Annotated in this window: 11 protein-coding genes; 8 read left to right on the top strand and 3 right to left on the bottom strand. The window is 69.0% G+C overall.

The annotated features are described in order from the left end of the window. Positions 1-30: 30 nt before the first annotated feature. Complete coding sequence (locus ACZYRS_RS00775) at positions 31-1,839, top strand: feruloyl-CoA synthase (protein WP_463417760.1); 1,809 nt, start codon at positions 31-33, stop codon at positions 1,837-1,839. Here the strand turns inward: ACZYRS_RS00775 and ACZYRS_RS00780 are convergent, their stop codons facing one another. After that, positions 1,840-2,757, bottom strand: a complete 918-nt coding sequence (locus tag ACZYRS_RS00780) for a LysR family transcriptional regulator (protein WP_463417761.1) — start codon at positions 2,755-2,757, stop codon at positions 1,840-1,842. A gap of 122 nt (positions 2,758-2,879) precedes the next feature. On the opposite strand from ACZYRS_RS00780, the gene ACZYRS_RS00785 reads away from it, so the two are divergent. The 3 genes from ACZYRS_RS00785 to ACZYRS_RS00795 are packed head-to-tail and all read left to right on the top strand — an operon-like array spanning position 2,880 to position 6,025. Continuing rightward, on the top strand, positions 2,880-4,247 hold the full coding sequence (locus ACZYRS_RS00785; RefSeq protein ID WP_463417762.1) for an MFS transporter: 1,368 nt from the start codon (positions 2,880-2,882) through the stop codon (positions 4,245-4,247). Positions 4,248-4,262: 15 nt separating this feature from the next. Further along, positions 4,263-4,775 (top strand): GAF domain-containing protein, encoded by a 513-nt coding sequence (locus tag ACZYRS_RS00790; RefSeq protein WP_198785537.1) that lies wholly within the window; start codon positions 4,263-4,265, stop codon positions 4,773-4,775. Then, positions 4,772-6,025: a metal-dependent hydrolase family protein gene (locus ACZYRS_RS00795; RefSeq protein WP_463417763.1), complete on the top strand. Its 1,254-nt coding sequence runs from the start codon at positions 4,772-4,774 to the stop codon at positions 6,023-6,025. The genes ACZYRS_RS00790 and ACZYRS_RS00795 overlap by 4 nt, the downstream gene beginning before the upstream one ends. A gap of 24 nt (positions 6,026-6,049) precedes the next feature. On the opposite strand, the gene ACZYRS_RS00800 is transcribed toward ACZYRS_RS00795, so the two are convergent. Next, positions 6,050-6,856, bottom strand: coding sequence for a PaaX family transcriptional regulator (locus ACZYRS_RS00800; RefSeq protein ID WP_463417764.1), 807 nt, complete (start codon positions 6,854-6,856; stop codon positions 6,050-6,052). 79 nt (positions 6,857-6,935) lie between these two features. Here ACZYRS_RS00800 and ACZYRS_RS00805 point away from each other — a divergent pair, with 79 nt between their 5' ends. Then, on the top strand, positions 6,936-7,718 hold the full coding sequence (locus ACZYRS_RS00805; RefSeq protein WP_463417765.1) for a crotonase/enoyl-CoA hydratase family protein: 783 nt from the start codon (positions 6,936-6,938) through the stop codon (positions 7,716-7,718). A gap of 1 nt (position 7,719) precedes the next feature. Here the strand turns inward: ACZYRS_RS00805 and ACZYRS_RS00810 are convergent, their stop codons facing one another. Continuing rightward, complete coding sequence (locus tag ACZYRS_RS00810) at positions 7,720-9,102, bottom strand: aminotransferase-like domain-containing protein (protein WP_198785534.1); 1,383 nt, start codon at positions 9,100-9,102, stop codon at positions 7,720-7,722. A 137-nt stretch (positions 9,103-9,239) separates the two neighbouring features. Here ACZYRS_RS00810 and ACZYRS_RS00815 point away from each other — a divergent pair, with 137 nt between their 5' ends. The 3 genes from ACZYRS_RS00815 (at position 9,240) to ACZYRS_RS00825 (ending at position 12,465) form a co-directional block, all read left to right on the top strand. Continuing rightward, positions 9,240-10,526, top strand: coding sequence for a hydroxymethylglutaryl-CoA reductase, degradative (locus tag ACZYRS_RS00815; protein ID WP_463417766.1), 1,287 nt, complete (start codon positions 9,240-9,242; stop codon positions 10,524-10,526). 101 nt (positions 10,527-10,627) lie between these two features. Beyond that, the gene (locus ACZYRS_RS00820; RefSeq protein WP_198785532.1) at positions 10,628-11,080 is read left to right on the top strand and encodes a hypothetical protein; all 453 of its coding nucleotides are present in this window, start codon (positions 10,628-10,630) and stop codon (positions 11,078-11,080) included. Next, on the top strand, positions 11,080-12,465 hold the full coding sequence (locus tag ACZYRS_RS00825; protein WP_463422434.1) for a tripartite tricarboxylate transporter permease: 1,386 nt from the start codon (positions 11,080-11,082) through the stop codon (positions 12,463-12,465). Before ACZYRS_RS00820 ends, ACZYRS_RS00825 begins: the two co-directional genes overlap by 1 nt. Positions 12,466-12,514 lie beyond the last annotated feature (49 nt).

Here is a 12,514-nt window from a genome sequence, read left to right on the forward strand (position 1 = left end):
CCGCCCTGAACAAAACTTCGGAACACAAAAATGACCGACTTCCTCCAGGACGAAAACCTCATCGCCCCGCCCCGCACGGTGCGCATCGACTTCGACGACGGCTCCTTCGCGCTGCGCTCGCCGCAGGCGCTCAAGCCCTATGCGCGCTGCATCGGCGAATGGATCGAACGCTGGGCGCGCGAGACGCCCGACGCGCTGGCATTCGCCGAGCGCGACGCGACCGGCGAGGGCTGGCGCAAGCTCGACTACCGCGCGCTGCGCCATGCCGTGGGCGCGGTGGCGCAATCGCTGCTCGACCTCAAGCTGCCGGCAGGCCAGCCCCTCGTGATCCTCTCGGACAACGCGATCGACCACGCGGTGCTGATGCTCGCGGCGATGCACATCGGCCGCACCGCGTGCTCGCTCTCGAGCGCGTACTCGCGCATGGCCAAGGACCCGTCGCGGCTGCACGGCATGCTGAAGGCGCTCGGGCCTTCGCTGATCTACGCATCCGACGCCAAGGTGTACGGCGGCGCGCTGACGGGCTGCGGCATCGAGGCCGTCACGGTGTTCAGCCGCAACGCCGACGCGCACCCGGGCGCGATGGCTTTCGACCGATTGCTCGCGACGGAGGAAACACCGGCCGTGATGGAAGCCTTCGCAACCATCCTTCCCGACACCCACGCCAAGTACCTGCTGACCTCCGGCTCCACCGGCAAGCCCAAGGTAGTGATCAATACGCACCGCATGCTGTGCGCCAACCAGCAGATGATGGCGCAGACCTGGCGCTTCCTCGCACACGAGAAGCCGGTGCTGGTCGACTGGCTCCCGTGGAGCCACACCTTCGGCGCGAACTACAACCTGCACATGGTGCTGTGCCATGGCGGCGCGCTCTACATCGACGAGGGCCGGCCCGCGCCGGGCCTGATCGAGAAGACGGTGCGCAACCTGCGCGAGGTGAAGCCCACGCTGCTGTTCAACGTGCCGCGCGGCTTCGACATGCTGCTGCCCTTTCTCGAAGCCGACGAGGCGCTCGCGACGGAAGTGTTCTCGCGGCTGCGGCTCGCGTTCTACGCGGCGGCGGCGCTCGCGCCTTCGACATGGCAGCGGCTCGAAGCGGTCGCGCAACGCGTGCGGCCCACGCGCCCGCTGTGGCTCACCACCTCGTGGGGCGCGACCGAGACCTCGCCCGCCATCACCTCGGCGCACTGGAAGCTCGACGGCGCCGGCTGCATCGGCGCGCCGCTGCCGGGGCTCGAGCTCAAGTTCGTGCCCAACGGCCAGAAGCTGGAGATGCGGGTCAAGGGCGTCTCGGTGTTTCCCGGCTACCGCGATGCGCCGCGCGAAACCGCGGAGGCCTTCGACGAAGAGGGCTACTACCGCATCGGCGACGCCGGCTTTCTCGCGAGCGCCGCTGAGCCCGCGCACGGCGTGATCTTCAACGGCCGCGTGGCCGAAGACTTCAAGCTCTCGACCGGCACCTGGGTCTCGGTGGGCACGCTGCGCGTGAAGCTGGTGTCGCTGCTCGCGCCGCATGTGCAGGACGTGGTGCTCACCGGCCACGACCGCGACGAGATCGGCATGCTGGTGTTTGCCAGCCCGCAGGGTGCGTCGCTCGCATCCGGGGCGCTGGCCGAGCGCATTGCCGGCGTGCTGCGTTCGCTGCGCGACGAAGGCGCGGGGTCGTCGCAGTGCCCCGCGTGCGCGCTGGTGCTGGCCGAACCGCCGAGCCTGGACGCGGGCGAGATCACTGACAAGGGCTACATCAACCAGCGCGCGGTGCTCACGCGGCGCGCGGCCGATGTGGCACGCCTGCATGCGGTGGAAAGCGACCCGCAGGTGGTGCGGCTGCGCGGCTGATCACGAGGGCTGCTCGAACAGCGACAGCAGCGTGTTCTGCAGCCACTGGTGCAGCGCCGAGGTCTCGTGCCGCTGGTGCCAGAACAGCTCGATGATGCGCGGCGGCGCCTCCAGCGGCACCGGCATCTTGCGCAGGCCCGCCAGGCGCGAGGGCTCGAACTTCTCCGACCACGGCAGCACCGCGATCAGGTCGGATCGGCGCACCACTTCGTAGGCCGCTCCGTAGTGGTTCACCGTCGCCACCAGGTTGCGCTGCAGCCCGCGGCTGCGCAGAAAGAGGTCGTAGGTCGGCGTGGTCTTGCCGACAAGGCTCACATCCACATGCCGGGCCGCCAGGAATTTCTTGAGCGGAATCCTGCCCGTGCGCGCCAGCGGATGCCCCGCGCGCATGAAGCAGAGGAAATCGGGTGACCACAACGCCCTCGACTTGAGGAACGCAGGCCGCCGCACCTCCTCGTTGTAGACGCTGATCGCGAAGTCGGCCTTGTTGTCGGCCAGCACCGGGCCGAAATCCACCAGCGTGTTCGGAATGGCATGGACCTGCATCGCCGGCGCGACCTTGCCCAGCCGCGCCGCCAGCCGCGGCACCACGATCGAAGCGACGTAGTCGGACATCGCGATGCTCACGCTCGCGGTGCTGCGCAGCGCGTCGAAGCGCTCCACGTCCATGGTCGCGCGGATCGCATGCAGCGACTGCGACAGCGGCTCCCAGAGATCGATGGCGCGCCGGGTCGGGTTGACGCCCGCGCCGCTGCGCACGAAGAGCGGGTCGTCGAAGGTGTCGCGCAGCCGGCGCAGCGCGTTGCTCACCGCCGGCTGCGTCAGCGACAGCTTGCTGGCCGCGCGCGTGACGTTACCTTCGGTCATCAGCGCCTCGAAGACCTTCAGCAGGTTCAGGTCGGCATTGCGGTAGTTCATCGTGCGTCCCCGTTCATTCACCGGCTCAATAAACACAATCACGCATATAAATTTGCGGTGATATCCCCCCGATCCTACGATCTGCCGCTTCACCCCACCCAACCCGAAGCCGAGGGATTCCCATGACCATGCTGTCGGCGCGCATCGAGCGCCTGCCTTTCTCTGGTTTCCATCGACGCCTGCTCCTCATGGGAGGCCTGGGCTACACCTTCGATGCGATGGACGCCGCGGTCATCGCCTTCGTGCTGCCGGTGCTGCGCACCGAGTGGGGGCTCAGCAGCGTGCAGATCGGCGTGCTGGCCAGCGCGAACTTCATCGGCTTCTTCTTCGGCGCGCTGGCGGCCGGCTCCTGTGGCGACCTGATCGGGCGGCGCAAGGTGATGATGTCGGCGCTCGCGATCTACTGCGTGGCCTCGCTCTTCAGCGGCATGGTCAACGACTGGACGCTCTTTCTCGCGCTGCGCATCGTGGCCGGCTTCGGCGCCGGCGCGGAGAGCGCGATCATCGCGCCCTATCTCTCGGAGTTCGTGGCGCGGCGCTACCGCGGCACCTTCACGGGGGCGCTGGCGGGCTTCTTCTCGTTCGGCTTCGTTGCAGCGGCGCTGCTGGGCTACTTCATCGTGCCGGCGCATCCGCAGGGCTGGCGCATCGTCATCTTCATCACCGCGCTGCCCGTGGTGCTGCTGCTGTGGTGGCGCCGCGCGCTGCCCGAGTCGCCGCGCTGGCTCGAGAGCCAGGGGCGCGAGAACGAGGCGCTCGCGATCATGGACGCGATGGAGGACAACCACGTGCGCCACGGCCACGCGCTGCCCGCGCTCAACGCCGAAGACGTCGCCGCCCCGCCGCCCAGCACGAGCCGCGGCAGCCTCGTGAAGAACTACGCGACGCTCGTCTCCAGCAAGCTCATCCGCATCAGCACCATGACCTGGCTGATGTGGCTGTCGATCACGTTCAGCTACTACTCGTTCTTCACCTGGATTCCGAGCCTTTTGATCCAGAACGGCATGACGATCACCAAGAGCTTCGGCTATTCGCTGGTGATGTACATCGCGCAGATTCCCGGCTATTTTTCGGCCGCGTGGTTCAACGAGCGCATCGGCCGCCAGGCCACCATCGTGAGCTACATGCTGCTGGGCGGGCTCTGCGCGCTGGGCCTGGCATTCACGCACAGCGACGCGCAGATCATGGTGGCGGGCGTGCTGCTGTCCTTTTTCATGAACGGCACCTACGCGGGCGTCTACGCCTACACGCCCGAGGTGTTTCCGACGCAGGTGCGCGCGACGGGCTCGGGCCTGGCCTCGGCCATCGGGCGCATCGGCGGCATCACCGCGCCGATCCTGGTGGGCTTCATCTATCCGACGGCCGGCTTCGCGGGCGTGTTCGGCATGACGACGGCGGTGCTGCTGCTGGGCGCGGCGGCCGTCACGTTCATGGGCATTCCCACGCGCGGCCGCTCGCTCGAAGACATCGCGGCCGGCGAACTTTCCTGACGACTTCCGACAACCATGCAGACCAACCCTCTCGAAGACTCCCTTTCGGCCGTAGCGCTCGCGCACGCCGACACCGCGCAGCCGCACGCCACGTTCGACGCGATCGACAAGGCCGTCGCATCGACCATCGGCCACCGGCTCTTCACCATCCTGGTCCACCACCGCGAGGCGCGCGAGTCGGAGCGCGTGTACACCAACATGCGCGAGGCCTACCCCGTGGGCGGGCGCAAGCCCATCACCGATTCGCCGTGGATGCAGCAGGTGATGCAGCGCGGCCTGCCCTACATCGGCCGCAACGCCGAGGACCTGCGCGACGTGTTCTACGACCACGAACTCATCGTGTCGCTCGGCTGCCGCAGCGTGCTGAACATTCCGCTGCGCTGGCAGGGCGAGACGCTCGGCACGCTCAACATGCTGCACGAGGAGAACTGGTACGGCGACAGCCACGTGGAGCTTGCGCGCGTGTTCGCGCAGCTGGCGGTGCCGGCCGTGATGGCGCAACAACAGGCGAAGGAGCCCCAGGCATGACGACGGCGCACACCTTTCTTTTCAGGAACGCGAACCTGCTCGACCCGCTGAAAAAGGACCTGCTCGAAGGCCACGACATCCTGGTCGAAGGCGGCGTGGTCCGCGAGGTCTCCGACAAGCCGCTGCAGAGCAAGGCGGCGCGCGTCATCGACGTCAAGGGCAAGACGGTGATGCCCGGCCTCATCGACCTGCACGTGCATGTGATCGCGGTGGAGCTCAATCTCTCGCGCCAGGTCCACATGCCCAACGTGCTCATCACGCTGCGCAGCGTGCCGATGCTGCGTGGCATGCTGCGGCGCGGCTTCACCACGGTGCGCGACGCGGGCGGCGCGGGCTTCGCGTTCAAGCAGGCGGTGGACTCGGGCCTTGCGCAGGGGCCGCGCCTGTTCGTCTCGGGCCGCGCGCTGAGCCAGACCGGCGGGCATGGCGACATGCGCGGGCGCTCCGACTTCCTCGATCCGGCCGCGACCTGCTCGACCTGCGTGCGGGTCGGTGCGCTGGCGCGCGTGGTCGACGGCGTCGATGCGGTGCGCCGCGCCGTGCGCGAAGAGCTGCAGATGGGCGCGGACCAGATCAAGATCATGGCCTCCGGCGGCGTGGCCTCGCCGACCGACCCGGTCGGCGCCTTCGGCTACAGCGAGGACGAGATCCGCGCCATCGTGGAAGAAGCCGCGGGGCGCGGCACCTACGTGATGGCGCACGCGTATACCGCCGCGGCCATCGCGCGCGCCGTGCGCTGCGGCGTGCGCACCATCGAGCACGGCAACCTCGTGGACGCGCCCACGGCCGCGCTGATGGCCGAGCTGGGCGCCTATGCGGTGCCGACGCTGGTCACCTACGACGCGCTGGCCAACGAGGGCGAGAGTTTCGGCCTGCCCAAGGAGAGCGTGGCCAAGGTGGCCGACGTGCGCGAGGCGGGCCTGCGCTCGCTGGAAATCTACAAGACGGCCGGCGTGAAGATGGGCTTCGGCTCCGACCTGCTGGGCGAGTCGCAGCGCCTGCAGAGCGACGAGTTTCGCCTCCGCGCCGAGGTGCTCTCGCCGGCCGAGGCGATCGCGAGCGCCACCGTGGTCGGCGCGGAGGTGCTGGGCATGCCGGAGCGCCTGGGCCGCCTCGTGCCGGGTGCGCTGGCCGACCTCCTCGTGGTCGATGGCAATCCGCTGCGCGATGTCGAATGCCTGCTCGGACAGGGCGAGCGCATTCCGCTGGTCATGAAGGAAGGCGTGGTCCAGTTCGACGAACTGGGCTGAAGTTGCTGCTCGCGGTCGCGGCGGTCAGGCCTCGGCAAACCACGCGCGCCACAGCTTGCGCGCCTTGTCCTGGTAGCGGCGAGTGACGGCCTGCAGTGCGATGCGCGGCGCGGGCGACATGAGTTCGGCCGGCAGCAGCGGATCGCGGATGAGGTGCGCGATGACCGCGCGCCCGAGCAGCAGCGACTCGCGCACCGCCGCTTCGAGCGGCAGCCTGTCCAGCCGCTTCTCGCCGCGCTCGATGCCGGTCTGCAGGCGCTGGTAGCCAGCCGCCAGCGCACGCACGTTCCACAGCTTGCGCGCGGCCTCCTCCGTACCTCTGTCCATGTCGGCAAGGCGGAACACCAGCGCCTTCGACGACAGGCCGAGGCCCTGCAGCTGTTCGCGCTCGGCCGCCAGCCCGCCCCGGAGGTTGTCGGGCCGGATGTGCAGGCCGGCCTGCAACGGGGCGAAGCCGCGCAGCGACAGCGCCAGGCCATGGTGCCGCCAGGCCGTCTTGTCCGAACGCGGCACGCCCGCGTCATGCACCGCGAGCCAGTCGCCGCGCCACGCGACGGCCTGCGCGCCGCGCTGCCGCCAGCCATCGACCGCGCGCGACAGCGCCGGCCCCGCGCGGTTGAGCGCATAGCTGCCACGCTCACTGCGTTCGATCTTGCCGTCGCTCGCGAGCCGCGTCAGGGCCACGCGCAGCGTCGATTCACCGATGCCCATCAGCGCGCCGGCGCGGCACAGCGACTGCGCGCCCAGCATGCCGCTGTGCGCGACGAGCAGGTCGAGGATCAGCGCCGGCGCACTCGGAATGGCGACCGGCACATTGCATATTTTTTCCACGTTTGCACATCGAGGAAATATTTCCTACGATGAACCAGAGCTATTGAGTAAGTAATTTTGCCTCGAAGGGAACGCATCCATGGCTATGGAATACGTGAGCTATGACACGGATCAGGCAGTCTGCACCGTCACACTGAACCGTCCCGACAAGCGCAATGCCGTCAACGGCATCGTGGCCGCCGAGCTGCGCGAGGCCTTCGAGCGCTTCGAGGCCGACGATGCGCTGCGCGTGGCGATCCTCACGGGCGCGGGCGGTCACTTCTGCGCCGGCGCCGACCTGGGCGCCGTCGGCAACCCTGACGAGCGCAACGCACTCGACCCCGAAGGCGGCGGCAGCGGGCCGATGGGGCCGACGCGCATGGCGCTGTCCAAGCCGTTGATCGCCGCGGTGAACGGCTATGCGGTGGCAGGCGGCCTCGAACTGGCGCTGCTCGCCGACCTGCGCGTGGCCGACGACGATGCGGTCTTCGGCGTGTTCTGCCGCCGCTGGGGCGTGCCGCTGATCGACGGCGGCACGGTGCGGCTGCCGCGCATCGTGGGCATGGGGCGCGCGCTGGACATGATCCTCACCGGCCGGCCCGTCTCCGCGACCGAGGCGCTGGCGATGGGCCTGGTCAACCGCGTCACGCCACCGGGCGGCGCGCTCGCCGCGGCGCGGGAACTCGCATTGCAGATCGCCGCGTTCCCGCAGCAATGCATGCTCACCGACCGCCGCTCCGCCTACGAACAGTGGGACATGCCGCTGGCCGAGGCACTTCGCCATGAAGGCGCGCAGGGCGTGCCGATCGTCTTTGCCGAAGGAGAAGCCGGCGCCGCGCGCTTCGCCCGTGGCGCGGGGCGGCACGGCACCTTCAAGGGCTGATTCAGGAGCGCCTGCGCAACGCGGTGCGCAGCGCCTTCGCGAAACGCGGATCGGCCATCGCGCCGACGTTGAAGCGCGACCAGCGTGAGACCTGCGTCGAATCGACGCTGAAGATGCGCCCCGGCGCCATCACGATCTTGCGCGGCAGCAACTCTTTGGCAAACGCCAGCGAATCGGCCACGCCGGGCAGCGCCGCCCAGATGTAGAGCGACTGCGGGGTGCGGGCGAAGACCTCCGCGTCGACCGAATCGAACAGCTGCAACGCCTTGCGCGTGGCCTCGCCCAGGCGCGTCTGCAGGCGGTTGAGGTGCCGCTGGTAGTGGCCCTCGCTCAGGATCACATCGACCGTGCGCTCGCTGTACTCCGAGCTGCTCACATGGATCAGCGCCTTCAGGTCCGCGAGGTCGCTCGCGAGATCGGCCCCGCAGGCGATGAAGCCCACGCGCAGCGCCGCCGAGAACGACTTGGAGAAGCTGCCGATGTAGATCGTGCGCTCCAGCTGGTCGAGCGCCGAGAGCCGCGGCAACGCGGTCGGCTTGAAGTCGGCCAGCGGATCGTTCTCCACGATCAGCAGGTTGTATTTCTGCGCGAGCTGCAGCACGCGAAAGGCCTTGGCCGGCGAGATGTCGGAGCCCGTGGGGTTGTGCGCGAGCGACTGCGTGAAGAAAAGGCGCGGCCGCTCGGCGATGAGCAACTGCTCCAGCACGTCGAGGTCGGGCCCGTCCGCCAGGCGCGGCACGGCCAGCATTTGCGCGCCCGCGAGCTTGAGCTTGCCGAAGAGCGGGTAGTAGCCCGGGTCGTCCACCAGCACCTTGCCGCCGGGCGGCACGAAGTAGCGGATGACGATGTCCATCGCCTCGTTGGCGCCGTGCGTGAGCACGATCTGCCGCGGCTCCGCGCCGATGCCGAAGTCCGCGAGCTTGCGCACGAGGTGGTCGCGCAGCGGCGCGTAGCCGAAGCGGCTGCCGTAGCGGAACAGCGCGCCGAGCCCCGTGCGGACGACCTTGGGGTGGTACTTGTCCAGCCGCACATCGGCGAGCCATTCGACGGGCGGAAAGCCGTCGCCCACGGCCACCGCATCGGGCTGCGTCTTGAGTTGCTCCCGCATGAGCCACACGATGTCCATCGCGCGGCCGAGGCTGCCCGCGTCTTCCTCGGGCGGCTTGGGCCTGGACTGCGCGAGCACGAAGTAGCCCGAACCGCGCCGCGGCTCGACGAGGCCTCGCGACACCAGCAGCTCGAACGCGGCCACCACGGTGTTCTTGGCATAGCCATGCAGCTGCGCCAGTTCGCGCAGCGACGGCAGCTTGTCGCCGGCCTTGTAGGCGCCGCTCGCGATCTGGCGCGCGAGGGTGTCGGCGAGCGAATCGGCGATCGTGGTCATGGGCCGAGACTGTGACACAGCGGGCCGCTTTCACGGACCACTGTCCGCACTGTCCCGCCAAACTGTGCCTTCCGCCGGCGGTACAGCCGACCTAAATTGCCTGCTCCCGAATTCATCTTCCCAAGAGACACGCAACGATGGTCGCCGACTCCCGCATCCCCAATTTCCGAGCCCTTGCGCCCGCGCAGCGCCTGGCCCACATCGCCGAGGCCGCATCGCTCACCGACGACGAGGTGGCGCAGCTCGCGCAGCCCGGCGCGCTGAGCGTGGACCGCGCCAACGGCATGGTCGAGAACGTGATCGGCACCTTCGAGCTGCCGCTGGGCATCGCCGGCAACTTCACCGTGAACGGGCGCGACTACCTCGTGCCGATGGCGGTGGAAGAGCCGTCGGTGGTGGCCGCGGCATCGTTCATGGCCAAGCTGGCGCGCGAAGGCGGCGGCTTCGAGGCCTCGAGCACCGGACCGCTGATGCGCGCGCAGGTGCAGGTGATCGGCATCAGCGACCCCTACGGCGCGCGGCTCGCGCTGCTGCGTGCGCGCGAAGAAATCCTGGCCGTGGCGAACAGCCGCGACAAGGTGCTGATCGACCTGGGCGGCGGCTGCCGCGACATCGAGGTGCATGTGTTCGGCGACACGCCGCGCGGCGCAATGGTGGTGATGCACCTCATCGTCGACGTGCGCGACGCGATGGGCGCGAACACCGTCAACACCATGGCCGAGGCGGTGTCGCCGCTGGTCGAGAAGCTCACGGGCGGCACGGTGCGCCTTCGCATCCTGTCGAACCTGGCGGACCTTCGGCTGGCGCGTGCGCGCGTGCGGCTCGCCCCGGCGGTGCTGGCCACGCGCGAGCGCAGCGGCGAGGAAGTGGTCGAGGGCGTGATCGATGCGTACACCTTCGCGGCCATCGACCCCTACCGCGCGGCGACGCACAACAAGGGCATCATGAATGGCGTCGATCCGGTGATCGTCGCGACCGGCAACGACTGGCGCGCGGTGGAAGCCGGCGCGCATGCCTATGCGTGCCGCAGCGGCCGCTACACATCGCTGACCACGTGGGAGAAAGACACGACAGGCGCGCTCGTCGGCACCATCGAGATGCCGATGCCCGTGGGCCTCGTGGGCGGCGCCACCAAGACCCACCCGCTCGCGCGGCTTGCACTGAAGATTCTCGATGTGAAGTCGGCGCAGGAGCTCGGCGAAGTCGCCGTGGCCGTGGGCCTCGCGCAGAACCTGGGCGCCCTGCGCGCGCTGGCCACCGAAGGCATCCAGCGCGGCCACATGGCGCTGCATGCCCGCAACATCGCGCTGGTCGCGGGCGCCACGGGCGACGAGATCGACAGCCTCGCCAAACAGATGGCCGCCGAGCACGACGTGCGCACCGACCGCGCCGTGGCGCTGCTCGAAGCGCTGCGCAAGAAATAGGCAAGCAAGCAAATGCGGGAGAGCCCCGCACCACGGACCGCGGCCGAAACCGCGGCGGCTGCGAGAGCGGCCGTCACATAACCAAGACGGAGACATCGCAAATGAACGCAGACAGTGCAACGCCCACACGCTGGCGGCTGGTGGAGATATGGGGCGACACGGCCGACCTCGGCCACCTCGCGTGGTCGATCGTCATCGGCGTCGCCGTGAGCCTCACGGGCTACCTCGTGGCGAGCCGCGTGCTCGCGAGCGCCGTGAGCACGCCCGAACTGGCGCGCGCCTACGCGATGCTCGCGGGGCTCGGCGGCTGCGTCATCTCCGGGCTGATCTGCGCGAAGCTCTTCGCACCCAAGCGCGAGGTGGTCGAAGGCACGGACCCCGACCCGCGCTGGCGCGAGGAAGTGCTGGCCGAACTGGCCGGCGAGCACGGCGACCTGGGCTCGGTCAACGACCTGCCGCCCTCGGTGGTGCGCGAGATGAAGGAGCTGGAGATCTACGACCTGTTCGCGTCGTACAAGCCCCGCGCTCGCGGCACCGAAGGAGCCGCACCGTGATCGAAGCCGCGCTCCTCAACCAGATCCTCGTCGCCACGGGCATGGGCCTCGTGGGCGCCGTCGTGTTCGCGGCCATCGGCCTCGTCTCAGGCACCGACGAAACCACCACGCTCGCGCCGCTCACCCTGCTGGTGGTGCTGCTGGGCGTGCCGCCCGAAGGCGTGTTCACCTTCTTCCTGGCGGCCGCCGTGGCCAAGCACATGACGCACGCGGTGCCCACGGCGCTCCTGGGCATTCCGGGCGACACCATGGCCACGCCGCTGCTGCAGGACGCGAACGTGCTGCGCAACCTGGGCGTGCCGCACATCGCGCTGCGCAAGATGGTGTCGGGCGCGATCATCGCGGCCTTCATCGCGGTGCCGCTGGCCGTGCTGTTCGCGGTGCTGCTCGCGCCCTACGGCGCGGCCATCACCAAGGCGGCGCCGTGGATCTTCGTGGTGGCGGCCGTGGCCATCGCGTACTTCTCGAGCGGGCGCTGGGCCTCGGTGGCCACGCTGGTGCCGTTCGTGATGGTGATCGTGGCGCTGCAGGCGCTCACCGGAAAGTACGGCGTGAAGCTCAGCATCAGCTACTTCCTGGGCATCGCGATCGGGCCGCTGGTGGCGGACCTGTTCTCGGTGATCTCGCCCGCGGCGCGGGCGCGCATGAAGCGCGACAAGGTGCGCACCTTCTCGCTCGCACCGGACGTGAAAGGCTGGACGGGCTATTTCCCGAATCCGTTCAAGGTGCTCGACCGCACGCAGGTGAAGTGGACCTTCGCGACCGCCGCGATCTCCAGCGCCACCTTCGTGTTCAGCCCTGTCGCGATGACGGTGGTGCTGGGCGAACTGGTCGGCTCGCGCATCAAGCACGCGTACCACCGCCTCACCACCACGCTGGCCGCGCGCAACGGCGTGACCGAGGCGACCTACATCGCCGAGGCGCTGATCCCGCTGATCGCCATTGGCCTGCCGCTGAGCCCGGTGGCTGCCGGCCCGGCCGCGCCGCTCTTCAATGCGCCGCCGGTGTTCACCATCGATTCGGCCACGGGCCAGACGCACAACCTGCACAACCTCCTGAACCACTGGGAGTTTCTCGGCTACGGAATGCTGGCCGTGGTGCTCGCGGCGCTGGTGGCCTACCCGTTCACGATGAATTTCGCGCGCCGCGCGGCGCTCTTCGTCTCGCGCAAGGTGAGCCACGAGGCGATCATCGCGACCTTCGTCGGGCTGATCGTGGTGATCAGCGTGTGGGAAGGCCAGTTGCTCGGGTTGCTGGTGATCCTCACGATGGGCCTGCTCGGCGGGCTCTTGTCGCGCGCCATCGGGTTCAACACCGGGGTGCAATTCATGGGTTACTACACGGCGGTGCTGACGGTGCCGGCGGTGATCAAGGCGTTTTCGTAGCTCTGCACTGTTCAGGGTGACGAGCACTGGTTGATCGGCTGCGCACCAG

Source organism: Variovorax sp. AC194, assembly GCF_979257995.1.

Excerpts from the sequence above, each read along its gene's own strand:
- ACZYRS_RS00775 (WP_463417760.1), top strand. The coding sequence starts at position 31 with ATGACCGACTTCCTCCAGGACGAAAACCTCATCGCCCCGCCCCGCACG.
- ACZYRS_RS00780 (WP_463417761.1), bottom strand. The coding sequence starts at position 2,757 with ATGAACTACCGCAATGCCGACCTGAACCTGCTGAAGGTCTTCGAGGCG.
- ACZYRS_RS00785 (WP_463417762.1), top strand. The coding sequence starts at position 2,880 with ATGACCATGCTGTCGGCGCGCATCGAGCGCCTGCCTTTCTCTGGTTTC.
- ACZYRS_RS00790 (WP_198785537.1), top strand. The coding sequence starts at position 4,263 with ATGCAGACCAACCCTCTCGAAGACTCCCTTTCGGCCGTAGCGCTCGCG.
- ACZYRS_RS00795 (WP_463417763.1), top strand. The coding sequence starts at position 4,772 with ATGACGACGGCGCACACCTTTCTTTTCAGGAACGCGAACCTGCTCGAC.
- ACZYRS_RS00805 (WP_463417765.1), top strand. The coding sequence starts at position 6,936 with ATGGCTATGGAATACGTGAGCTATGACACGGATCAGGCAGTCTGCACC.
- ACZYRS_RS00810 (WP_198785534.1), bottom strand. The coding sequence starts at position 9,102 with ATGACCACGATCGCCGATTCGCTCGCCGACACCCTCGCGCGCCAGATC.
- ACZYRS_RS00815 (WP_463417766.1), top strand. The coding sequence starts at position 9,240 with ATGGTCGCCGACTCCCGCATCCCCAATTTCCGAGCCCTTGCGCCCGCG.
- ACZYRS_RS00820 (WP_198785532.1), top strand. The coding sequence starts at position 10,628 with ATGAACGCAGACAGTGCAACGCCCACACGCTGGCGGCTGGTGGAGATA.